The organism is Pseudomonas sp. NPDC087639, from assembly GCF_044743385.1.
In the GTDB taxonomy this organism is placed as follows: domain Bacteria; phylum Pseudomonadota; class Gammaproteobacteria; order Pseudomonadales; family Pseudomonadaceae; genus Aquipseudomonas.
In genome coordinates this window covers 1-22,876 of record NZ_JBIUWI010000044.1, presented here as the reverse complement: position 1 = coordinate 22,876, position 22,876 = coordinate 1, and the positions used below count along the sequence as shown (strand labels likewise).

The following is a 22,876-nucleotide window of genomic DNA, read 5'->3' as shown; positions in this document are numbered from 1 at the left end:
ATGAGTCTTTCCCAGTTCAAAATCGCTCACAAATTGATCACCGGCGCGGGGGCCATCGAGCAACTGGCGGCCGAACTCACCCGTCTCGATATCGACAATCCGCTGATCGTCACCGACGCCGCGCTGGTCAAGTCCGGCACCGTGGAGCTGGCGCTGGTGCAATTGGGTGGGCGCGAGTACGAGATTTTCGACCGCGTGCTGCCGGATCCGGAAATCGCCATCGTCGAAGACTGCATGCGTGTATATCGCGAGGGTGGGCATGACGGCTTGATCGGTCTCGGTGGCGGCAGTGCCATCGACATCGCCAAGAGTGTCGCGGCCTATGCCGGTTATCACGGCGCGCTGGAAGATCTGTTCGGCGTCGAACAGGTGCCACGCAAAGGCCCGCCGCTGATCGCCATCCCGACCACCGCCGGCACCGGTTCGGAAGTGACCAACGTCGCCATCCTTTCCGACAAGGTTGCGCAACTGAAGAAAGGCATCGTCAGCGACTATCTATTGCCGGACGTGGCGCTGGTCAGCCCGCAAATGACCCTGACCTGTCCGCGCAGTGTCACCGCGGCCAGTGGCGTTGATGCGCTGGTGCACGCCATCGAATCCTATCTGTCGGTCAACGCTTCGCCGATCACTGACTCCCTGGCCATCGGCGCCATCAAGCTGATCGCCAACGCACTGCCCAAGGCCTACGCCAACGGCGCCAACCTGCAAGCCCGAGAAGACATGGCCACCGCCAGCCTGATGGCCGGCATGGCGTTCGGCAATGCCGGCGTCGGCGCGGTGCATGCGCTGGCTTATCCACTGGGTGGGCGTTTCAACATTGCCCATGGCGTCAGCAATGCCTTGCTGCTGCCGTATGTCATGACCTGGAACAAGATGGCCTGCGTCGAGCGGATGCAGGATATCGCCGAGGCCATGGGCGTGAAGACCGCTCATCTGAGTGCCAGCGAAGCGGCGGACAAAGCCGTGCAGGCCATGACCGACCTCTGTGTGGCGGTGGAAATCCCCGTCGGCCTGCGCAGTTTCGGTGTGCCGGAAGACGCGATCCCTGCCATGGCCGTGGAGGCCGCGGGAATCGAGCGCTTGATGCGCAACAACCCGCGCAAGCTCAGCGCCATCGATATCGAGAAGATCTACCGCGCGGCCTACTGATCATCGCGGTCACGGTGCGCGCGCGGAAACTTGAGGTATACAATGCGCGCCATCGTGATTTAGCTCAGAAAAGGTGCGTCATGCAGCCCTTCGTAATTGCTCCGTCGATTCTCTCCGCCGACTTCGCCCGCCTCGGCGAAGAAGTGGACAACGTCCTCGCCGCTGGCGCCGACTTCGTCCACTTCGATGTCATGGACAACCACTATGTGCCCAATCTGACCATCGGTCCGATGGTTTGCGCGGCATTGCGCAAGTACGGCATCACCGCGCCAATCGACGCGCACCTGATGGTCAGTCCGGTGGATCGCATTGTTGGCGACTTCATCGAAGCCGGCGCGACTTACATCACATTCCACCCGGAAGCCACGCTGCACGTCGATCGCTCGTTGCAACTGATCCGCGAGGGCGGCTGCAAATCCGGTCTGGTGTTCAACCCGGCGACCCCGCTGGACGTGCTCAAGTACGTGATCGACAAAGTCGACATGGTCTTGCTGATGAGCGTCAACCCAGGCTTCGGCGGACAGAAGTTCATTCCCGGCACCCTCGACAAACTGCGCGAAGCGCGGGCAATCATTGATGTGTCGGGCCGTGACATTCGTCTGGAAATCGACGGCGGCGTCAACGTCAACAATATCCGTGAAATCGCTGCCGCTGGCGCCGACACCTTTGTTGCCGGCTCGGCGATCTTCAACGCGCCGAACTATCAGGAAGTCATCGACAAGATGCGTTCCGAACTGGCACTGGCACGCCCATGAGCGGTTTTGAGCAGCTGTTCCCGGGCAAACTGCCACGGTTGGTGATGTTCGATCTGGATGGCACGCTGATCGACTCGGTTCCCGACCTGGCGGCGGCGGTGGACAACATGCTGCTCAGCCTCGGCCGCCAGCCTGCGGGCATCGATTCGGTGCGCGAGTGGGTCGGCAACGGCGCGCCAGTGTTGGTGCGTCGTGCGCTGGCCGGCGGTATTGATCACTCGGCTGTCGACGACGTCGAGGCCGAACATGCGCTGGAAGTGTTCATGGAAGCCTATGGCGCCAGCCATGAGCTGACCGTGGTCTATCCCGGCGTGCGCGACACCCTGAAATGGCTGCACAAGCAGGGCGTGGCGATGGCACTGATCACCAACAAACCGGAGCGTTTTGTCGCGCCGCTGCTGGATCAGATGAAAATCGGCCGCTACTTCAAGTGGATCATTGGCGGCGACACCCTGCCGCAGAAGAAGCCTGATCCAGCGGCGCTGTTCTTCGTGATGAAAATGGCCAACATCCCGGCCTCGCAATCGCTGTTCGTCGGCGACTCGCGCAGCGATGTGCTGGCGGCAAAAGCGGCGGGGGTCAAATGCGTGGCGCTGAGTTATGGCTATAACCATGGCCGACCAATCGCCGAAGAATCCCCGGCGCTGGTGATTGACGATCTGCGCAAGCTAATTCCCGGTTGCCTGGATCTGGCCGGTGGGATAACGTTGACCGACGCTGTTCAACCCCCTGCCGGAAACGCCATCGTGGTGGTCACTCGCAAACTCTGGATGAAAGTCATCAAGGCCCTGGCCCGCTGGCGTTGGCGCGCCTGACTTGTTCCTGGCCGGCCCGCCGGCACGTTTGCCTACCTGACTGATTAGCACCTCACACCACGAGGCACCTCATGATCCGCGAAGAATTCCTGCGCTTGGCCGCTGATGGCTACAACCGCATTCCGTTGGCCTGCGAAACCCTGGCCGACTTCGACACGCCGCTGTCGATCTACCTGAAACTGGCTGACCAGCCCAACTCCTACCTGCTCGAATCGGTGCAGGGTGGCGAGAAATGGGGCCGTTACTCGATCATCGGTCTGCCGTGCCGCACCGTGCTGCGGGTTCACGACCATCACGTCAGTATCACCGTCGATGGCGTCGAGACTGAAAGCCATGACGTCGAAGACCCGTTGGCCTTCGTCGAAACCTTCAAGGCTCGCTACAACGTGCCGACCATCGCCGGTCTGCCGCGTTTCAATGGCGGTCTGGTCGGTTACTTCGGTTACGACTGCGTGCGTTATGTGGAAAAGCGTCTGGGCAAATGCCCGAACCCTGATCCGCTGGGCGTGCCGGACATTCTGCTCATGGTTTCCGATGCGGTCGTGGTGTTCGACAACCTCGCCGGCAAGATGCACGCAATCGTACTGGCCGACCCTGCTCAGGCGGATGCCTACGAGCAAGGTCAGGCGCAATTGCAGGGTCTGCTGGAGAAACTGCGCCAACCGATCACCCCGCGTCGTGGCCTGGACTTCAGCAAGCAGCAATCGGCTGACCCGGTATTCCGCTCCAGTTTCACCCAGGACGATTACGAAAAAGCCGTCGACACCATCAAGGAATACATCCTTGCCGGTGACTGCATGCAGGTCGTGCCATCGCAGCGCATGTCGATCGACTTCAAGGCTGCGCCGATCGACCTTTACCGCGCACTGCGTTGCTTCAACCCGACGCCGTACATGTACTTCTTCAACTTCGGCGACTTTCACGTCGTTGGCAGTTCGCCGGAAGTGCTGGTGCGGGTCGAAGACAATCTGATCACCGTGCGGCCGATTGCCGGTACTCGCCCGCGCGGTGCCACCGAAGAGGCGGATCTGGCGCTGGAAGAAGATCTGCTGTCGGACGACAAAGAGATCGCCGAGCACTTGATGCTGATCGACCTCGGTCGTAACGATACCGGTCGCGTTTCGGAAATCGGTTCGGTGAAGCTCACCGAGAAGATGGTCATCGAGCGTTATTCCAACGTGATGCACATCGTGTCCAATGTCACCGGCCAGTTGAAAGCCGGGCTGACGGCGATGGATGCGCTGCGGGCGATTCTGCCGGCGGGCACCTTGTCGGGCGCACCGAAGATTCGCGCGATGGAAATCATCGACGAACTGGAACCGGTCAAGCGTGGTGTGTATGGCGGGGCGGTCGGTTATTTCGCCTGGAACGGCAACATGGACACCGCCATTGCCATCCGTACCGCAGTGATCAAGAACGGCGAACTTCATGTGCAGGCCGGTGGCGGCATCGTTGCCGACTCGGTGCCGGCGCTGGAATGGGAAGAAACCCTGAACAAACGTCGGGCGATGTTCCGCGCCGTGGCCCTGGCCGAGCAAACCCCGGAAGCCTGAACCAACACAAAACCCTGTGGGAGCGATCCTCTGTGGTGAGGGGATTTATCCCCGATGGGGCGCGGAGCGGCCCTGAAACCTGCAACAGAGATTTTTCAGGTATACCGTGAACAACGGTTTGCGACTGCTGCGCAGCCGATCGGGGATAAATCCCCTCGCCACAGAGGAATATGAATACGCATAAAAAAGCGGCGCCTGAGAGGGCGCCGCTTTTTTGTGCCTGCGCTTCAGAAGTCCAGCACGACGCCGACGTTAACCCCTTGCTGGGTAAAGTCATCATCCTTGCGGAATGTGTACCCACCACGCAGCGCCAGATCCGCCGTGAGTTTGTGGCTGACGCCCAGACTCAAGCGGTTCAAATGACTCTGCGGCGTATAGCCCTCAAGTGTGAAGTCGTTGGCCGGCAGGGTGTTGAGCGCGATGTTGACCTTCTGCACATCATCTTCGTACTCACGCTCGTGGGCGTACTCGCCGAACACCTGAGTTTGCGGAGTGAAGTTGTACTTGCCCTGAATACCCACGCCCAAACGTTTCGAATCGCGCGCCTGATCATCGAAAGTCAGTGCGGTGGCGCGGTTGCTCTTCTCCGAGTAGCCGTCGACGTCGACACTGGCGTAGTCGGCGCTGACGAATGGCGACAGATGCCATTCACTGCCCGGCTGGGCGATGTCGTAGCCGACGCGGGTACTGAATGCCCACAGATGGCCGTCGGTATCACCTTTCTCCGCCCCCTCGCTGACACCCAGATCGAACTTGCGCTTGAGGTTGTCGTAGTCGAGCTTGCCACCAGTCAGCGCGGCATCAGCCCACCAGCGATTTTGCTGGAACTGGGCAAACGCTGTAGCCAGATAGCTGTTGAGTTTGTAGTCCGAATCGTTATGACCGGCCTCCAGATTCTGCCGGTAAAAACCCGCTGCCACGCCAACGCGCCAAGCCTCATTGAGGCGATAGCTGCCACCCACGTTGAGGTTGTAACCGCTGCCGTCGGCGCTGGCGCCGCTGCTTTGGCTGTCGACGTCCAGGTGCTGGCCGCCGGCGGAAACAATGGCGCGCCATTGGCCGACTGCCTGCCAGTTTTCCCAGTCCGCCTGCCATTGGCTGCGCAGTTCATCCTGATGCGCGCGCACGGTGGCGTGGGCCATTTCCGGGAGCAGCGTCAATTCCCACGGCGCTGCCAGCAGGGAATAGGCGTAATCGGAAATCAGTTTCTGCCCGGCTTCAGTCGGGTGCACGCCGTCGTTGTAGATCAGCTTGCTAGGATCCGGTGTCCCACTGTTGATGCCGTAACGGGCGTTTTCCGTGCAACTGCTGCCGCTGAAGCAGGTTGCGGTCAGGTTTTGGTCTGTGGCGAGGCCGAAACGTCCTGGATCGGCAAACACTTCGGACAGAAGCACCGGAATGTTCAACGGAATGATTTCGGCGTTGATGCCTTGCAGGCGGGTGGTCAACTGGCTGTTGAACTGGCTGGCGAGCGTACTGCTGAACGCCTGCAACGGCGTGCCGTTGATGGCCGGGGTCAAACCGACGTCAGGCAGCAACCAGACCATCACGTATTTGGCACCGGCGGTTTGCAGGGTTTGCACGCTATCGGCCAGTCGATCTGCCGCCGCATTGGCTTGGGGCAGGCTGAGAATACGACCTTGCAGGAAGTCGTTACCGCCGCCGGAGATGTAATACAGCGCATTCGGATCGGCACGGAAACCGTTCGACGGCAGGTAGCCGGCGCGGGTGCGTTCACCGGTGGCTGATTGCGTGGTGATCGAATCGAGGATCTGATCCGTGCGGTAACCGCCGACCGCCCAGTTGTTGCCGTCGGGCTGGCCATTGTCGGCGCGCACTGCCGAACTGGAAGAGGCCGTCTGATCCGCCGTAAAGCCGAGGCGTCCGCCCAGCAGTTGGGTGGAGTTCAGCGAATACAGCTCACCGCTGCCATCCAGATAAACCGGACCGGTACGGTTGGTATAGCGTTCAGTAGAACCCGCCGGGCCGCCGCTATCGGCGAAGGTCCCGGCGTCGTTGAGGCTGTCGCCGAAGACGATGAAATTCGAATAAGGATTGGGCGCCGCATTCGCCTGGGCACAGGCCAGAGCGAGCAAGCAGCCGGCCAGCGGTACAAACAACGTCTGTTTGATCATGAGCAAGTCCGTTTTATTTATTGTTGTAGGTGAACGAAACGACAGTACCAAAAACTTCCGGCCTAGTGCCATCGGTCGCGAACCCTCACTTGGATTTCTCCCCCGAAGGCCCCGCCATATTGCACGCTCTGCCCAGCTAAGTTACTGTGCCGGAACGTATGAACGAGACCTTCCCCGTGTTGATCACCAGCAAACTTCTGGATCAAGTCATCAAGGCACACGCCCGTTGGCGTTGGCGCGCCTGAATCTTTTCTGCCGGCCCGGCCGGATCTGTATCGCTTTGCCTTCCTTGCCCGTTTGAAATGCCGCTTTGCCGACGCCACTTGCGTGTCCGACATCGTGCAGCGCCCTGCGGGCAAGTCATCTGAAGGCTGTCTTCAAGTCAGAATTCAAGAGGTTCGAAACGCCATGTTGCTGATGATCGACAACTACGACTCCTTTACTTACAACGTTGTGCAATACCTCGGCGAGCTGGGTGCCGAGGTCAAAGTCGTGCGCAACGATGAATTGACCATTGCTGAAATCGAAGCGCTCAAGCCCGAGCGCATCGTCGTGTCCCCTGGCCCTTGCACGCCGACCGAAGCCGGCATCTCTATCGACGCCATCAAGCACTTCGCCGGCAAACTGCCGATCCTCGGCGTCTGCCTCGGCCACCAGTCCATCGGCCAAGCCTTTGGTGGTGATGTGGTGCGTGCCCGCCAAGTGATGCACGGTAAGACTAGTCCGGTATTCCACGAGGACAAGGGCGTTTTCCAAGGCCTGAATCATCCACTGACCGTCACCCGCTACCACTCGCTGATCGTCAAGCACGATACGTTGCCCGATTGCCTGGAGCTGACCGCGTGGACGCAACACGATGATGGTTCGGTCGACGAAATCATGGGCCTGCGTCACAAGACCCTGAACATTGAGGGCGTACAGTTCCATCCCGAGTCGATCCTGACCGAACAGGGCCATGAACTGTTTGCCAACTTCCTCAAACAAACCGGCGGCACGCGCTAAGGACTTCCCATGAATATCAAGACAGCCCTGGGCCGTATCGTCGACCACCTCGACCTCAGTACCGATGAAATGCGCGATGTGATGCGCGAAATCATGACCGGCCAGTGCACCGAGGCACAGATCGGCGCGTTCATGATGGCCATGCGCATGAAGAGCGAGAGCATCGACGAAATCGTCGGCGCGGTATCGGTGATGCGTGAGCTGGCCGATCAGGTCGAACTCAAGACCCTCGACGGCGTGGTCGATGTGGTTGGCACCGGCGGTGACGGTGCGAATATTTTCAACGTATCCACCGCTTCTTCTTTTGTCGTTGCGGCAGCAGGTTGCACCGTGGCCAAGCACGGCAACCGCGCGGTCTCGGGCAAGAGTGGCAGTGCCGACTTGCTGGAAGCCGCCGGCATCTACCTCAACCTGACGCCGGTGCAGGTCGCCCGTTGCATCGACAACGTCGGCATCGGTTTCATGTTCGCCCAGACACACCACAAAGCCATGAAGTACGCCGCCGGCCCGCGCCGCGATCTCGGCCTGCGTACGCTGTTCAACATGCTCGGCCCGCTTACGAATCCGGCCGGTGTTAAACATCAGGTGGTGGGTGTGTTCAATCAGGCGTTGTGCCGCCCGTTGGCTGAAGTCTTGCAGCGTCTGGGTAGCAAGCATGTGCTGGTGGTGCATTCGAAGGACGGTCTGGACGAATTCAGTCTGGCGGCGCCGACTTTTGTTGCCGAGCTGAAGAACAACGAGATCACCGAGTATTGGGTCGAGCCGGAAGATCTAGGCATGAAGAGCCAGAGCCTGCACGGCCTGTCGGTCGACGGCCCGGAAGCTTCGTTGGCGTTGATTCGCGATGCGCTGGGCAAGCGCAAGACTGAAAACGGCCAGAAAGCCGCTGAAATGATTGTGCTCAACGCCGGTGCAGCGCTGTACGCCGCCGACGTAGCCAGCAGTTTGAAACAGGGCGTGGAGCTTGCGCACGACGCCCTGCACACCGGCCTCGCTCGGGAAAAACTCGAGGAGCTGGGTGCCTTTACCGCGGTATTCAAAGTGGAGAATGAGGGATGAGTGTACCGACGGTTCTGGAAAACATTCTGGCGCGCAAAGTTCAGGAAGTCGCCGAGCGTAGCGCTCGTGTCAGCCTGAGTGAGCTGGAAAGTCTGGCCAAGGCGGCCGATGCACCCCGTGGTTTCGCCCAGGCTTTGCTGGCGCAGGCCAAGAAAAAACAACCGGCGGTGATTGCCGAAATCAAAAAGGCTTCGCCAAGCAAAGGCGTGATCCGCGAGAACTTTGTTCCCGCCGACATCGCCAAAAGCTACGAGAAGGGCGGGGCAACCTGTCTCTCGGTGCTGACTGATATCGATTACTTCCAGGGCGCCGATGCCTACCTGCAGCAGGCCCGTGCCGCGTGCAAGCTGCCGGTGATCCGCAAGGACTTCATGATCGATCCATACCAGATCGTCGAAGCCCGTGCGCTGGGCGCCGACTGTGTGTTGTTGATCGTCTCCGCGCTGGACGACGTGAAAATGGCCGAGTTGGCTTCCGTGGCAAAAGGCGTTGGTCTCGATGTGCTGGTGGAAGTGCACGACGGCGATGAGCTGGAGCGCGCGTTGAAAACCCTCGACACGCCACTGGTCGGGGTCAACAACCGTAACCTGCATACCTTCGACGTCAGCCTGGAAACCACCCTCGATCTGCTGCCGCGTATTCCGCGTGATCGTCTGGTAATCACTGAGAGCGGCATCCTCAACCGTGCCGATGTCGAGCTGATGGAGATCAGCGACGTGTACGCGTTCCTGGTCGGTGAGGCGTTCATGCGCGCCGAAAGCCCGGGTACTGAGCTGCAACGATTGTTCTTCCCGGAGCGCGGTGTTTCGGTGAGTGGTTCGACCCTCGACTGATCACTCCTTCACAGGCACCCGCGCCCCCAGTGGGAGCGGGCTGCCCGCGAAGAGGCCAGCCAGTTCCCTAAAGATTCCAGATCTGCCGGAGTCCGCTATGTCGCTGCCAACCTCCCTGACCATCGAAGCCGGCCTGCAAGCCGAACAGGACTTGCTGGCCTCGATCTGTGCCGGCGACGCCGAATTCGGCCTTCTATTCTGGCAGCCCAGCGACCGCGCTCTGGTCATGCCTCGCCGCTTGAACCGCCTACCCGGATTCGAACACGCCTGCGAAGTCTCTGCCGCCGCCGGCTGGCCGGTGCTGCTACGCGAAACCGGCGGCGAACCGGTCCCGCAATCGGCCGCGACCATCAATATCGCACTGGTTTACGCACCGCCTCGCAGCGAAGGCGATCTCAACCGCATCGAAACCGGCTACCGCCGTCTGTGCGATCCGATCTGCCAATTGCTGGATGAGTTGGGCGGCACTTCGTCATTGGGAGAAATCGAGGGCGCGTTTTGCGACGGTCGCTTCAACGTCAACCTCGACGGCCGCAAAATGGTCGGCACCGCCCAGCGCTGGCGCCAGAGTCAGGGCGGACAGCGTCCGGTGGGGCTGGTGCACGGTGCGATGCTGATGGATAACGAGCGGGATTCGATGGTGGCAGCGGTCAATCGCTTCAACGAAGCCTGTGGTCTGGAGCAGCGGGTACGCGCGCAAAGCCACATTGCCCTGCATGAAAAATTCAACGCGCCACAGGCCTTGGCGCGTCTCGATGAGTTGTTTCGTTTAATGCTGGCGCAGATGTACAGCGTTTAAGCGTTCGCGTTTAACGTGTACCGAAGACCACCATGGTCTTGCCCTTCACATTGACCAGGTTGCGTTCCTCAAGATCCTTGAGAACGCGACCGACCATCTCCCGCGAACACCCGACAATCCGCCCGATTTCCTGACGGGTCACCTTGATCTGCATGCCGTCGGGGTGGGTCATCGCGTCCGGCTGTTTGCACAGTTCCAGCAGGCAACGAGCCACGCGACCGGTAACGTCGAAGAACGCCAGATCGCCGACCTTGCGCGTGGTATTGCGCAGGCGTTGTGCGATTTGTCCGCTGAGCACGTAAAGAATGTCCGGATCCTGCTGCGATAATTCGCGGAATTTCGCGTAGCTGATTTCCGCAGTCTCACACTCGACCTTGGCCCGCACCCAGGCGCTGCGCTGCTGCTCCTGACCAGCCTGCTCGAACAGTCCCAGTTCACCAAAGAAATCCCCGGCGTTTAGATACGCGATGATCATCTCGCGGCCGTCGTCATCCTCGATCAGGATCGTTACCGAGCCCTTGATGATGAAGTACAGCGTGTCCGAACGATCGCCAGCGCAAATGATGTTGCTCTTGGCCGCATGGCGACGACGTTGGCAATGCATCAACAGCTTGTCGAGGTTCTTGATTTTGGGTGTGGGGGTAATAGCAACCATGGTTGTATCCCGAAAAGACTGCACGGTGATGTTTGATTTTTTTATGAGGCGCTGAAGGCGGTCGCTACACAGCTGGCATGGGGCGCCAGCGAATTGGCGCCAGCTTACCAGACACTTCGTCGAAAATTCGAGAAATTACCTACGCAGTTGGAGCATCCGTCCTAGGAACAGTCGCGCTGTCAGAGCAAAACCCTGTGCTAAGCTGGCGACCCTTTTTTTACAGTGGAGTCTGGGCGATGAAGGCACGCATCCAATGGGCTGGCGAAGCCATGTTCCTCGGCGAATCCGGCAGTGGCCATGTCGTGGTCATGGACGGTCCGCCGGACGCCGGTGGTCGTAATCTGGGTGTTCGCCCGATGGAAATGCTCCTGTTGGGCGTCGGCGGTTGCAGCAACTTCGACGTGGTCAGCATTCTGAAGAAATCGCGCCAGGCTGTTGAAAGCTGTGAAGCCTTCCTCGAAGCCGAGCGCGCAACCGAAGATCCGAAAGTGTTTACCAAGATCCACATGCATTTCGTGGTCAAGGGCCGTGGCCTGAAAGAAGCCCAGGTCAAGCGCGCCATCGAACTGTCCGCCGAGAAGTATTGCTCGGCCTCGATCATGCTCGGTGCGGCTGGCGTGGCGATCACCCACGATTACGAAATCATCGAACTCGGTTGAACCGACATTCAACTATCATAAAAGCAGTGCAGACTCTGGGGATCCCCCTCCTGACGTCTGCATAATGCGCGACTTTTTTCAGGGCGGTGATCGGTCAACCGACGTGTCATCCGCCTGAACAGATAACCAAAATCGCCATCGCGAAGAGGTGTTGACCGTCCTACGCAGGTGCGTTGTTCGCACTTGACGGGCATGCTTGATCACGCGGCCGGGCCGCATACACAGAGAGTTTTCAACGGTGAAAAGCAAACTCAAGCTCCACGGGTTCTATAACCTGACAAAGACCTTGAGCTTCAACATCTATGACATCTGCTACGCGGAAACCCCGCAAGACCAGCAGGCTTACGTCGAGTACATCAATCAAGAGTACAACGCGAAACGCCTGACGCAGATTCTCACCGAAGTTGTCGAAATCATTGGTGCCAACATCCTGAACATTGCCAGTCAGGACTATGAACCTCAGGGCGCCAGTGTCACGATTCTGATTTCTGAAGAGCCGGTAACCCCGACTGAAAGCCAGATTGAAGAGTCCCCGGGCCCGTTGCCTGAAATCATCCTGGCTCACCTCGACAAGAGCCACATCACCGTTCACACCTATCCGGAAATCCACCCGGACGACGGCATTGCCACCTTCCGTGTGGACATCGATGTGTCGACGTGTGGTGTCATTTCACCGCTAAAAGCGCTCAATTTCCTCATTCACCAGTTCGATTCGGACATTGTGACTGTGGATTACCGTGTGCGTGGTTTCACCCGTGATGTTGAAGGCAACAAACACTTCATCGACCACGAGATCAATTCGATTCAGAACTACCTGTCCGAAGACACCCGCGACGCGTACCAGATGACCGACGTGAACGTGTACCAGGAAAATCTGTTCCACACCAAAATGCTGCTGAAGGACTTCGAACTGGACAACTACCTGTTCGGCGACGCCACCAGCAGCCTGTCTCCTGAGCAGCGCGCTCAAGTGACTGAACGTGTGAAACACGAAATGCTCGAAATTTTCTACGCGCGCAACATGCCGACGTAAGAAGTCCAAGCGCAAAAAAGGCGACTACTTAGCGGTAGTCGCCTTTTTTATCGCGCAAACACATAACCCTGTAGGAGTGAGCCTACTAGCGGTGAGGCCCTTAAAGCCTCTAAAGCTTCAGATCCGATAAGTACTCTTGGTCATAACCTTCGCCAACAGACTCATCCCGAACTTCACCGGCGCCGGAAAACGGAAGCCGCCAGCATCCAGCGCGCTCTCCGCATGATGCTCCTCATCAATACGCATCTGCTCCAGAATCGCCCGGGACTTCTCGTCCTCGGCCGGAAGTTGTTCCAGATGCTCGTTCAAGTGTTTGCACACCTGATGCTCGGTCGCTGCGACAAACCCGAGGCTGACCTTGTCGCTGATCAGCCCGGCCACCGCGCCAATCCCGAACGACATGCCGTAGAACAGCGGATTGAGAACGCTGGTATGGCTGCCCAACTGGTGAAGGCGTTGTTCGCACCAGACCAGATGATCGATCTCTTCTTCGGCTGCGTGCTCCATGGCTTCGCGCACCTGCGGCAGCTTGGCGGTCAGGGCCTGCCCTTGATACAGCGCCTGGGCGCAGACTTCGCCGGTATGGTTGATACGCATCAGGCCGGCGACGTGGCGAGTGTCTTCGTCGCTCATCTGCGTGTCTGGCTGCAGAATCGCTGGCGACGGACGGTATGGCTGGCCGCTGAAGGGCAGCAAGGTACGCATCGCGGCATCGGCTTGCAGCAGAAGACGGTCAATCGGCGAGTAGTGACGTTGGGTAGTCATGCTGACCTCCGGGAAGAATCTCGGCGGCCAGTTTAACCGAATCGGCCGGGGAGCGTTTGCGCTGGGTCATGTGGGAGCAGGGCGCTCCCACAGATTTGCCGTGGATCAGCCCGGCGGCCAGTTCATCTGGCGCTGACCGAGTACGTGCATATGAATGTGGTAGACGGTCTGCCCACCTTTCTCATTGCAGTTCATCACCACCCGGAAGCCGTCTTCGCAGCCCAGCTCCAGCGCCAGACGCTGGGCTGTGAAAAGAATGTGCCCGGCCAATGCCTTGTCGTCTTCGGTCAGGTCATTGAGGGTGCGCACCGGTTTTTTCGGGATCACCAGAAAGTGCACTGGCGCCTGAGGTGCGATGTCGTGGAACGCCAGAACCTGGTCGTCCTCGTAGATGATCTTGGCCGGGATTTCCCGGTTGATGATCTTGGTGAACAGAGTATCCACTGCTGTTTTCTCCGTGGTGTGGGCTGGTCTGAGTGTACTCATGGGGAAAGAACCCGCCCAGTGTTTTGCCGTAGGACAGTTCAGCGCGGGCAGTAAGCCTTGTTGACCATGCCGACGATGGTGCGGTTGAGCCAGCGCGAACCCAGTCGCGGCAGAAACGCGAACCAGCGGTTGCGTCGTCCCGGAATAATGATTGCGCGGTTCTTGTCGAGCGCACGCACGGTGTACAGCGCGACCTCTTCGGGGCTCATCAGCAACTTGCTGTCTTTGAGTTTGTCGCTGTTTAACTGCGCGGTGCGGAAAAACGCCGTGCGGGTCGGGCCGGGGCAGAGCACTGAAACTTTCACCGCGCTCTGTTTGAGTTCAACTCGCAGTGCTTCGGAGAAGTGCAGCACATAGGCCTTGCTGGCGTAATAGGTGCTCATCCACGGGCCGGGGTTGAACGCCGCTACCGAGGCAACGTTGAGAATCTGCCCGCCACCTTGCAACGCCATGCTGTTGCCGATCGCATGGCACAAACGGGTGAGGGCAAGGATGTTCACCTCGATCAAGTCCTGCTCGGTCATCCAGTCCTGAGCCAGGAATGGACCACAGGTGCCAATGCCGGCGCAGTTCACCAACAGATCGATCTGCCGGTCACCTTCTTCCAGTTCCAGCAAAAAGCCGGACAGGCGCAACGGCTCACCGAGGTCGCAGGCGCGAAACAGCACCTCGACGCCGAAGCGCTGGGTCAACTCGATCGCAATACTTTCCAGCTGATCACGCTGTCGTGCCACCAGAATCAGGCTGCGGCCGCGCCGGGCCAGCGCTTCGGCCATGGCCAGGCCGATACCGCTGGAGGCGCCAGTGATCAGAGCGTAACGGGTCATGCATTTCTCCATCGCAACAGCTCCGCGCCAGCGACGCAGGTGTCACGGCGGGGAGCGCTGTTCATTCTTTCGCAGAGTCTACAGGGGCCTGCGCCGCTTCGGCTGCATCGTCGGAGGAATTCGCTGCCGGTTCGACCTCGACGTCGATTTCATCGGTAGTTACCGAGCCGCTGTCGTAGCTGCTTTCGAGGCTGGTTTCGTATTCCTGCTGAATGGCGGAGATCCCGCCGAGCATTCCACCTACGAAAAACAGCCCGATGAATACGATCCACAGAGAGCACAGCACCTTGACTGCTGTGCTGTTGGGCGGAGGTGGTGGCCCGTAGCGGTTTGCACCGGTATTGCCCGGTACAACCATGATCACAAAAGGAAAGATGCTGCCCACCAACGGGACAAGATTCAGCAGCCAGAGCCAGCCGGACCAGCCGATATCGTGCAGGCGTTGAACGGTGAACAAAATGCTGATGATGATGAGCGCCAAACCCAGAATGGCCGCGATGAGGCCGCCGATGATCAGGCCGCTGGTGGAGTCGGAACTGACAAGGCCGACGGCGATCAGCGCAAAAATGCTGAGAATTGGCAGGCTTACCAGCGTCACGACCATCGTCCAGGCCAGAAAGCGCAGACGTCCGATCCGGCCTTCGACGCTTAACGGTTTGAGCACGGCGAATGCCGGAAGGTTTTCACCAACACTGGCGCGGGGTGGCGCATAAGGTGAGTTCGGTTCCGCGTAGGCGGGAGCGGGGGAGTGCTCGTGGACGTCCGACAGATTCAGCTCGATGGCCGTGTCAGATTCGATCCGTGCGTCAATCCCGGTTTTGCTCAATGCCTGCAGATAAGTCTGCGCATCGCTGTGCGACAGATCACGCTTAAGCGCCACGGTACTGCCATTGAACAGTCGCTCGATGGCTGCAACATCGCTTTTGAACAAATCCGCCAGATTGAGCTTGGCAGTGGTGATATCGACACCGGGCTGTAGAGCACCGTCGAAAACGATCTTGTAACGGGGTTCGCTCATGGCCGAGGCATCCTTGTCGCGAAGAGAATGAAAGGTCGTTAGTGTAAGGCCAGTCCATGAGCGACTGGCTTGATTTTTACCTTGGCCAGCGTTTCGGCAGCTGTGCTGCGCGTTCCTTTGCCTGACGATATTCAGCATCGAGTCGAGCGATCAACTGATCCACGCCTGGCAGATCGTCGATCTGCCCCACGCCTTGACCGGCTGACCACACGGTCTTCCAGGCTTTGGCTTCATCGCTGATCGGTTTGAGCTTGTCGCCAAAATTCACTTCGCCTTTACCTTGTAGCGCTGCCATGTCGAAACCGGCCGCCTCCAGGCTTTGCCGCATGAAACTGGCCGGCACTCCCGACACCGCTGGAGTATGGATGATGTCGGCCGCTTTGGCTGTCAGCAGCATCTCCTTATAGGCGTCAGGTGCATGACTTTCGGTGGTGCCGATAAAGCGCGTACCGAAGTAGGCCAAATCCGCGCCGAGCATCTGTGCGGCGAGAATCTCATGGCCGTGGTTAAGACATCCTGCAAGCAGCAGGGTTTTGTCGAAGAACTCGCGAATCTCGGCGATCAGCGCAAACGGACTCCAGGTGCCGGCATGGCCACCGGCGCCGGCCGCTACTGCAATCAGACCGTCGACACCAGCCTCGGCGGCCTTCTCGGCATGCCGGCGGGTGGTGACATCGTGGAAGACCAGACCGCCATAACTGTGCACTGCATCGACCAGTTCCTTCACCGCGCCGAGGCTGGTGATAACGATCGGCACCTTGTGCTCCACGCAAATGGCCAGATCCGCCTGCAAGCGTGGATTACTGTTGTGCACGATGAGGTTCACCGCATACGGCGCGGGGTTGTCCAGCGCCGCGAGGCCCGCTTCGATCTGTTCCAGCCAAGCCTTGAACCCGCTGCTTTCGCGCTGGTTCAGCGCGGGAAAACTGCCGACCACGCCATTGCGGCAGCAGGCCAGCACCAGTTCAGGGTTGGAAATCAGGAACATCGGCGCCGCCACCACAGGCAGGCGCAGACGTTGTTCGAGCAAAGCGGGCAGCGACATTGGAAGTACCCTGAAGTGATTGACTTATTAAAGTTAGAACGGCTTGACCACGACCAGAATTACGATAGCCAGCAATATCAGAACCGGCACTTCATTGAACCAGCGATAAAAGACATGGCTGCGGGTATTCTCGCCACGGGCGAAGCGTTTTACCTGCGCGCCGCACATATGGTGGTAACCGATCAGCAAGACGACCAGGGTCAGTTTGGCGTGAATCCAGCCGCCCATGCTGAAGATGCCCGGGTTGAGATAGATCAACCAGCCGCCGAAGATCAGCGTGGCGATCATTGCCGGGCCCATGATGCCGCGATACAGCTTGCGCTCCATGACGCTGAAGCGTTCTTTGCTGACCGTGTCTTCACTTTGCGCGTGATAAACGAACAGTCGCGGCAGGTAAAACAGGCCGGCAAACCAGCAAACGACGCTGACGATGTGAAACGCTTTGATCCACAGATAGAGCATTTTTAGTTATTCCCTTATTCACGGTAAGCCGGATAGTAGAGGCTTGAGCGTCCGCGCGTCACCTTGACGGTTGTCGCAGGGGCGCGTGGCCCCTATTATCGACGGCTTTCCAGTGGGTTCGTTGAGGGCAGGTTTATGGTCAAGGTCGGTATCGTCGGCGGCACGGGTTACACCGGTGTCGAACTGCTGCGTCTGTTGGCACAGCATCCGCAAGCAGAAGTGGTGGTGATCACTTCCCGATCCGAGGCCGGTCTGGCCGTGGCTGATATGTACCCCAACCTGCGCGGCCACTATGACGGTCTGGCCTTCAGCGTGCCGGACATCAAGACCTTGGGCGCCTGTGACGTGGTGTTCTTCGCCACACCGCACGGTGTCGCTCACGCTTTGGCAGGTGAACTGCTGGCGGCGGGCACCAAGGTTATCGATCTGTCGGCGGACTTCCGTCTGCAAGACGCCGAGGAGTGGGCCAAATGGTACGGTCAGCCGCACGGTGCGCCGGAGCTGCTGGACGAAGCGGTTTACGGTTTGCCGGAAGTCAATCGTGAGCAGATCAAAAAGGCTCGCCTGATCGCGGTGCCAGGTTGCTATCCGACCGCTACTCAGTTGGGTTTCTTGCCGCTGCTTGAAGCGGGTCTGGCTGATGCTTCGCGTCTGATCGCCGACTGCAAATCCGGTGTCAGCGGTGCCGGTCGCGGTGCGGCTGTAGGCTCCCTGTACTCGGAGACGTCGGAAAGCATGAAGGCTTACGCGGTGAAAGGTCACCGTCACCTGCCGGAAATTCGCCAGGGGCTGCGTCGCGCAGCGGGCGGCAAGGATGTCGGTCTGACATTCGTCCCGCATCTGACGCCGATGATCCGTGGCATTCACTCCACGCTTTACGCGACCGTGGTTGATCGCTCGGTGGATCTGCAGGCGCTGTTTGAAAAGCGTTATGCCAACGAACCGTTCGTCGATGTAATGCCAGCCGGCAGCCATCCGGAAACCCGCAGCGTGCGTGGCGCCAACGTTTGCCGCATTGCGGTTCACCGTCCGCAGGATGGCGATCTGGTGGTGGTGTTGTCGGTGATCGACAATCTGGTCAAAGGCGCGTCGGGTCAGGCTGTGCAGAACATGAACATCCTGTTTGGTCTGGATGAGCGCTTGGGTCTGTCCCATGCCGGCATGCTGCCGTAACACTTAATCCGACACAGCAAAAAGGCCCGTCAAACGGGCCTTTTTGCATTCTGAACAGCTGGTCGGGTTTATTGATATACCGTAACAATAGTTGACCGATTTTCTCGGACAAGCGGATAATGCGCGTCATCACGCATTATGGCGGCGTAACGCCGGGAGATAGTCAGCATGAGCGTCGAATCCTTCACCCCCACGGCTTTGCAATTCACCCAAGGTGCTGCGCACAAGGTGAAGAGCCTGGTCGATGAAGAGGGGAATGATCGCTTGAAGCTGCGCGTATTCGTTACGGGCGGCGGTTGTTCAGGGTTTCAGTACGGTTTCACCTTCGATGAAGATGTGGCTGAGGATGACACCATCGTCGAGCGCGAAGGCGTGAGCCTGGTGGTTGATCCGATGAGTTTCCAGTACCTGGCCGGTGCAGAAGTGGACTACCAGGAAGGTCTGGAAGGTTCGCGCTTCGTGATCAAGAACCCGAACGCCACCACGACTTGTGGTTGCGGCTCTTCGTTCTCGATCTGATCGCACTTCGCTGCACACATTAAAACGCCGCAGAGCCTTGGGTTCTGCGGCGTTTTTTGTTGTCAGCGTTTTGTTTAGTTGGGGTAGATGGCGCCGAGTACGCGCAGCCCTTTGGCGCCAGTGACACTTGGCCGGTTGGCGGCAATACCTTCGAGGCAGCAATGGGCCAGCCAGGCGAACGCCATGGCTTCAACCCAGTCCGGATCAACGCCGTGGGTGGCGGTGCTGGCGACTTTTGCGTCCGGCAGCAGATCAGCCAATCGCTTCATCAATGTGGCGTTGTGTGCGCCGCCGCCACAGACCAACAGCTCTTGAGTATCCGTTTGAGCGCTTTGCAGCGACTCGACGACGGTCAACGCTGTCAGCTCGAGCAGCGTGGCCTGTACGTTTTCAGCAGGGAAGGCTGGCAGACGTGAGAGGTGTTGCTCTAGCCAAGGCAGGTTGAACACTTCTCGGCCGGTACTTTTCGGGCCCTTGGTCATGAAGAACGGATCACTGAGCAATGCTTTCAGCAGCGTTGGCTCAACGGTACCGGTAGCGGCCCACTGGCCATTGCAATCGTAGTTTTCACCGCGTTGCTGGTGAATCCAGGCATCCATCAGCACATTCCCCGGCCCGCAGTCGAAACCGGCTACAGCCTTGGTCGGCTCTATCAGACTGAGATTGCTGAAGCCGCCGACATTCAGGACAGCCTGGTTACCGGTACGCTCTTCGAACAAAGCTTCATGGAAGGCGGGCACCAGAGGGGCACCTTGACCACCGGCAGCGACATCGCGACTGCGGAAGTCGCTGACAACGGTGATGCTTGTCAGCTCGGTCAGCAGGGCCGGGTTGCCGATCTGTATGGTGAAACCTCGAGCGGGTTCGTGGCGAATGGTCTGGCCGTGGCTGCCGATAGCGCGAATGGCTTCAGGTTTGAGATGCTGCTGGTCGAGGAGGGTGTGAATGCCCTGTGCGGCAAGCTTCACCCAGTTCTGCTGGGCTATCGCCGAGCGGGCAATCTCGTCAGGGCCGCTGGCGCACAAGCCAAGCAGCTCGGCGCGCAGGGATTCAGGCATGGGAATGTAGTGCGTGGCGATCAGGTTGATCGCCGAGGTCTGTTCGATCAGGGCGATGTCCAGGCCGTCGAGGCTGGTTCCGGACATCACACCGATATAAAGGGCCATGGCTTAACGCTTGCTCGAAGCCAGCATGGTGGCCTTCTCTTGATCCATACGCGCCATCAACGGCTGGCTCTGAGCCATGAAGCGGGCACGTTCTGCTTTGGCAATCGGATCGGCCATTGGCAACTTCTGGCCCAGTGGATCGACATGAACGCCGTTGACCTGGAACTCATAGTGCAAGTGCGGTCCGGTGGACAGCCCTGTCGTGCCAATGAAACCGATTACTTGGCCTTGCTTGACCGTGCCGCCGGTTTTCACGCCTTTGGCGAAGCCTTGCATGTGGCCGTATAGCGTGCGGTAGGTGTTGCCGTGCTGGATGATCACAGTGTTGCCGTAACCGCCACGACGGCCGGCCAGCAGCACTTTGCCGTCACCGGCAGCCTTGATTGGCGTGCCGCGTGGCGCAGCGTAATCAACGCCTTTGTGCGCGCGTATCTTGTTGAGGATAGGGTGTTTGCGGCCCATGGAGAACTTCGAGCTGATGCGGGCAAAGTCCACCGGCGTTCGGATGAACGCCTTGCGCATGCTATTGCCGTCGGCGGTGTAATAGCTGCTGTTGCCTTGCTTGTTGGTGTAACGCACGGCGGTGTAGGTCTTGCCGCGGTTGGTGAAGCGGGCGGACAGGATCGGGCCATTGCCAACAGCTTTACCGTTGACCACTTTCTGTTCGTAGATCACATCGAATTCGTCACCCTGGCGGATGTCTTGTGCGAAGTCGACGTCATATCCGAATACGCTGGCCATATCCATGGTCAGGCTGTGAGAGAGGCCTGCACGCGCAGCGGACTGTGACAACGAGCTGTTGATCACTCCGTGAACGTAAGCGGTACGAACGGTAGGTTTTGCGGTTACACGATTGAAGGCGTAACCCTTGTCATTCTTGGTCAGCGTGATGGTTTCAAGATCGCTGACCTTGCTGTGCAGGCTGGTGAGCTGGCCTTCCGGGTTCAGTTCGAATTCGAGCTTCTGGCCGCGTTTGAGCTGGCTGAACTGTTTGGCTTGCTTGTCGCTGGCCAGTATTTCATGCACGGCTGTGGCTGGAAGGCCGACTTTTTCGAACAGTGTCGAAAGCGTATCGCCCTTGGAAACGACGACTTCCCGGTGACCTGGCGCTTTCGGTTTTTCCGCGAGAGGTTCGGGCGCAGGTTTGGCTTCCGCGGTTTGCGGAGCGTTTTCTTCTGTGTTTTCGATTTGTGCAAACGGTGAGGCTACTGGCTCATTTGTGGCTTGAGCGGCGTCAGCAGCGTCTTGATCTTGTGTCAGTTGTTCAGCAGGACTTTCCAGTTCAAGGCTCAGGGTCGTCTTTTTGGCTTCAACATCACTGGAAGGAAATACCAGGAGCGCCAGGCTGAGAAGGGCGGCGATACCACTTGCGGCGAGCAGGTGGGTCTTCGGGTAAAGCGGTGGCGCTTTAGACGGTTCAGTGGTCATAAGTAGTTTTGACTTTGAATAGTGATGAATTGGAAAAGATGAATGACATGATGAAGATGAAATAACTGTATAAAATATAACCAAATCATCTCTTAAGCAAGTCTACAGACATCACGTCTGTGGATTGGTGTCCGTGCGCCGGGCAAAACTTGTAATTGGTGCGCGATCTTGTATGGTTGGTTCCCTTTGAATCTGAGCCTTGCGGGTCTGTTATGAAGTCGGTTGAAGAGCAGCTAGCGCTGATTAAACGTGGTGCGGAAGAACTGTTGGTTGAGTCCGAGCTGATCGAGAAGCTCAAGCGTGGCCAACCGCTGCGTATCAAGGCTGGTTTCGATCCAACCGCTCCGGATCTGCACTTGGGCCACACCGTGCTTATTAATAAGCTGCGCCAGTTCCAGGATCTGGGGCATCAGGTGATCTTCCTTATAGGTGATTTCACCGGGATGATCGGTGATCCAAGCGGCAAAAGCGCAACTCGTCCTCCGCTGACGCGCGAGCAGGTTCTGGAAAACGCTGAAACCTACAAGACTCAGGTTTTCAAGATTCTTGATCCGGCGAAAACCGAAGTTGCTTTCAACTCCACCTGGATGGATCAGATGGGGCCGGCGGACTTCATTCGTCTGACTTCGCAATACACCGTCGCTCGTATGCTTGAGCGTGATGACTTCGACAAGCGCTACACCACCAATCAGCCGATCGCTATTCACGAGTTCCTCTATCCGCTGGTTCAGGGTTATGACTCGGTCGCTCTGCGTGCGGACGTCGAGTTGGGTGGTACCGATCAGAAGTTCAACTTGCTGATGGGGCGCGAGCTGCAACGTGGTTATGGTCAAGAGGCTCAGTGCATTCTGACCATGCCGCTGCTCGAGGGGCTGGATGGCGTCAAGAAGATGTCCAAATCGCTGGGCAACTATGTCGGCATTCAGGAAGCTCCGGGTGTCATGTACAGCAAGTTGGTTTCGATTCCGGATGCGTTGATGTGGCGCTACTTCGAATTGCTCAGCTTCCGCTCCATGGATGAGATCAATGCGTTCCGCGCTGATGTGGAGGCGGGTGCTAATCCGCGTGACATCAAGATCAAGCTGGCGGAAGAGATCGTTGCGCGTTTCCATGGTGAGGAGGCTGCGGCTAATGCTCATCGCGCAGCGGGTAACCGTATGAAGGATGGTGAGCTGCCGGATGATCTGCCGGAAATCGAATTGGCTTCTGCTGAGGATATGCCGATTGCTGCCGTCCTTAATAAAGCAGGGCTGGTGAAGAACTCTGCGGCGGCGCGCGATCTGCTCGCTTCCGGTGGTGTGCGTATAGATGGTGAGGTCGTTGATCGTTCCTTTATATACGTAGTGGGTGCGACCCACGTTTGCCAGGCTGGCAAGAAGGCGTTTGCGCGAATTACGCTGAAATCTGAATAAAGTTGAGATTGGGGGTTGACGGCGAATTCTAGGAGTCTATAATTCGCCCCACTTCCGGCGCAGTCGAAACGGAAAACTCCTTGAGATTCAATGAGTTACACGGTTTTCGGCAGCGGGTTGCTTCAGTT

Annotated in this window: 23 protein-coding genes; 13 read left to right on the top strand and 10 right to left on the bottom strand. The window is 58.5% G+C overall.

Features of this window, described 5'->3' with window-relative positions; genetic code table 11:
- The 4 genes from ACIOVB_RS18380 to trpE all read left to right on the top strand — a co-directional run bounded on the left by ACIOVB_RS18380 (position 1) and on the right by trpE (position 4,272).
- Positions 1 to 1,149, top strand: a complete 1,149-nt coding sequence (locus tag ACIOVB_RS18380; protein ID WP_401270077.1) for an iron-containing alcohol dehydrogenase — start codon at positions 1 to 3, stop codon at positions 1,147 to 1,149.
- Between the two features lie 80 nt (positions 1,150 to 1,229).
- Positions 1,230 to 1,904 carry a ribulose-phosphate 3-epimerase gene (rpe, locus tag ACIOVB_RS18375; RefSeq protein WP_401270074.1) on the top strand — a complete coding sequence of 225 codons (675 nt, stop codon included), beginning with the start codon at positions 1,230 to 1,232 and terminating at the stop codon, positions 1,902 to 1,904.
- A complete protein-coding gene (locus ACIOVB_RS18370) occupies positions 1,901 to 2,719 on the top strand; it encodes a phosphoglycolate phosphatase (protein ID WP_401270071.1) in 819 nt (272 codons plus the stop codon). Before rpe ends, ACIOVB_RS18370 begins: the two co-directional genes overlap by 4 nt.
- 71 nt (positions 2,720 to 2,790) lie before the next feature.
- Positions 2,791 to 4,272 (top strand): anthranilate synthase component I, encoded by a 1,482-nt coding sequence (gene trpE / locus ACIOVB_RS18365; RefSeq protein ID WP_401270068.1) that lies wholly within the window; start codon positions 2,791 to 2,793, stop codon positions 4,270 to 4,272.
- 227 nt (positions 4,273 to 4,499) lie between these two features.
- Here trpE and estP read toward each other — a convergent pair whose 3' ends face one another.
- Positions 4,500 to 6,407, bottom strand: a complete 1,908-nt coding sequence (estP, locus tag ACIOVB_RS18360; protein ID WP_401270065.1) for an esterase EstP — start codon at positions 6,405 to 6,407, stop codon at positions 4,500 to 4,502.
- 408 nt (positions 6,408 to 6,815) lie between these two features.
- Between estP and ACIOVB_RS18355 the strand changes: the two genes are divergently transcribed.
- From ACIOVB_RS18355 to ACIOVB_RS18340, 4 genes are all read left to right on the top strand, one after another.
- Positions 6,816 to 7,409 (top strand): aminodeoxychorismate/anthranilate synthase component II, encoded by a 594-nt coding sequence (locus ACIOVB_RS18355; protein WP_305440094.1) that lies wholly within the window; start codon positions 6,816 to 6,818, stop codon positions 7,407 to 7,409.
- A 9-nt stretch (positions 7,410 to 7,418) separates the two neighbouring features.
- Positions 7,419 to 8,468 carry an anthranilate phosphoribosyltransferase gene (gene trpD, locus ACIOVB_RS18350; RefSeq protein ID WP_187681122.1) on the top strand — a complete coding sequence of 350 codons (1,050 nt, stop codon included), beginning with the start codon at positions 7,419 to 7,421 and terminating at the stop codon, positions 8,466 to 8,468.
- Positions 8,465 to 9,301: an indole-3-glycerol phosphate synthase TrpC gene (trpC, locus tag ACIOVB_RS18345; protein ID WP_187681123.1), complete on the top strand. Its 837-nt coding sequence runs from the start codon at positions 8,465 to 8,467 to the stop codon at positions 9,299 to 9,301. Before trpD ends, trpC begins: the two co-directional genes overlap by 4 nt.
- 97 nt (positions 9,302 to 9,398) lie before the next feature.
- Complete coding sequence (locus ACIOVB_RS18340; RefSeq protein ID WP_401270062.1) at positions 9,399 to 10,100, top strand: biotin/lipoate A/B protein ligase family protein; 702 nt, start codon at positions 9,399 to 9,401, stop codon at positions 10,098 to 10,100.
- A 10-nt stretch (positions 10,101 to 10,110) separates the two neighbouring features.
- Here the strand turns inward: ACIOVB_RS18340 and crp are convergent, their stop codons facing one another.
- The gene (gene crp, locus ACIOVB_RS18335) at positions 10,111 to 10,755 is read right to left on the bottom strand and encodes a cAMP-activated global transcriptional regulator CRP (RefSeq protein ID WP_123532372.1); all 645 of its coding nucleotides are present in this window, start codon (positions 10,753 to 10,755) and stop codon (positions 10,111 to 10,113) included.
- A gap of 236 nt (positions 10,756 to 10,991) precedes the next feature.
- On the opposite strand from crp, the gene ACIOVB_RS18330 reads away from it, so the two are divergent.
- Together ACIOVB_RS18330 and speD are read left to right on the top strand one after the other, a co-directional pair.
- Positions 10,992 to 11,414, top strand: a complete 423-nt coding sequence (locus ACIOVB_RS18330; protein ID WP_007941657.1) for an OsmC family protein — start codon at positions 10,992 to 10,994, stop codon at positions 11,412 to 11,414.
- A gap of 238 nt (positions 11,415 to 11,652) precedes the next feature.
- Complete coding sequence (gene speD / locus ACIOVB_RS18325; RefSeq protein WP_401270060.1) at positions 11,653 to 12,447, top strand: adenosylmethionine decarboxylase; 795 nt, start codon at positions 11,653 to 11,655, stop codon at positions 12,445 to 12,447.
- A 117-nt stretch (positions 12,448 to 12,564) separates the two neighbouring features.
- On the opposite strand, the gene coq7 is transcribed toward speD, so the two are convergent.
- From coq7 to hemJ, 6 genes are all read right to left on the bottom strand, one after another.
- The gene (gene coq7 / locus ACIOVB_RS18320; protein ID WP_123469224.1) at positions 12,565 to 13,212 is read right to left on the bottom strand and encodes a 2-polyprenyl-3-methyl-6-methoxy-1,4-benzoquinone monooxygenase; all 648 of its coding nucleotides are present in this window, start codon (positions 13,210 to 13,212) and stop codon (positions 12,565 to 12,567) included.
- A 105-nt stretch (positions 13,213 to 13,317) separates the two neighbouring features.
- Positions 13,318 to 13,656 (bottom strand): histidine triad nucleotide-binding protein, encoded by a 339-nt coding sequence (locus tag ACIOVB_RS18315; RefSeq protein ID WP_053124353.1) that lies wholly within the window; start codon positions 13,654 to 13,656, stop codon positions 13,318 to 13,320.
- Between the two features lie 80 nt (positions 13,657 to 13,736).
- On the bottom strand, positions 13,737 to 14,525 hold the full coding sequence (locus ACIOVB_RS18310) for an SDR family oxidoreductase (protein WP_034155108.1): 789 nt from the start codon (positions 14,523 to 14,525) through the stop codon (positions 13,737 to 13,739).
- Between the two features lie 61 nt (positions 14,526 to 14,586).
- Complete coding sequence (locus tag ACIOVB_RS18305; RefSeq protein WP_401270122.1) at positions 14,587 to 15,543, bottom strand: DUF805 domain-containing protein; 957 nt, start codon at positions 15,541 to 15,543, stop codon at positions 14,587 to 14,589.
- 76 nt (positions 15,544 to 15,619) lie between these two features.
- A complete protein-coding gene (locus ACIOVB_RS18300) occupies positions 15,620 to 16,588 on the bottom strand; it encodes an NAD(P)H-dependent flavin oxidoreductase (protein ID WP_401270055.1) in 969 nt (322 codons plus the stop codon).
- Positions 16,589 to 16,621: 33 nt separating this feature from the next.
- Positions 16,622 to 17,050, bottom strand: a complete 429-nt coding sequence (gene hemJ, locus ACIOVB_RS18295; RefSeq protein ID WP_187681128.1) for a protoporphyrinogen oxidase HemJ — start codon at positions 17,048 to 17,050, stop codon at positions 16,622 to 16,624.
- A gap of 135 nt (positions 17,051 to 17,185) precedes the next feature.
- On the opposite strand from hemJ, the gene argC reads away from it, so the two are divergent.
- Together argC and erpA are read left to right on the top strand one after the other, a co-directional pair.
- A complete protein-coding gene (gene argC / locus ACIOVB_RS18290) occupies positions 17,186 to 18,223 on the top strand; it encodes an N-acetyl-gamma-glutamyl-phosphate reductase (protein ID WP_401270052.1) in 1,038 nt (345 codons plus the stop codon).
- 168 nt (positions 18,224 to 18,391) lie between these two features.
- Positions 18,392 to 18,742: an iron-sulfur cluster insertion protein ErpA gene (erpA, locus tag ACIOVB_RS18285; RefSeq protein ID WP_003228776.1), complete on the top strand. Its 351-nt coding sequence runs from the start codon at positions 18,392 to 18,394 to the stop codon at positions 18,740 to 18,742.
- A 74-nt stretch (positions 18,743 to 18,816) separates the two neighbouring features.
- Here erpA and ACIOVB_RS18280 read toward each other — a convergent pair whose 3' ends face one another.
- Positions 18,817 to 19,908 carry an anhydro-N-acetylmuramic acid kinase gene (locus ACIOVB_RS18280; protein ID WP_401270048.1) on the bottom strand — a complete coding sequence of 364 codons (1,092 nt, stop codon included), beginning with the start codon at positions 19,906 to 19,908 and terminating at the stop codon, positions 18,817 to 18,819.
- A 3-nt stretch (positions 19,909 to 19,911) separates the two neighbouring features.
- The gene (locus ACIOVB_RS18275; RefSeq protein ID WP_187681131.1) at positions 19,912 to 21,336 is read right to left on the bottom strand and encodes a peptidoglycan DD-metalloendopeptidase family protein; all 1,425 of its coding nucleotides are present in this window, start codon (positions 21,334 to 21,336) and stop codon (positions 19,912 to 19,914) included.
- 212 nt (positions 21,337 to 21,548) lie between these two features.
- On the opposite strand from ACIOVB_RS18275, the gene tyrS reads away from it, so the two are divergent.
- Positions 21,549 to 22,748: a tyrosine--tRNA ligase gene (gene tyrS, locus ACIOVB_RS18270; RefSeq protein WP_187681133.1), complete on the top strand. Its 1,200-nt coding sequence runs from the start codon at positions 21,549 to 21,551 to the stop codon at positions 22,746 to 22,748.
- Positions 22,749 to 22,876 lie beyond the last annotated feature (128 nt).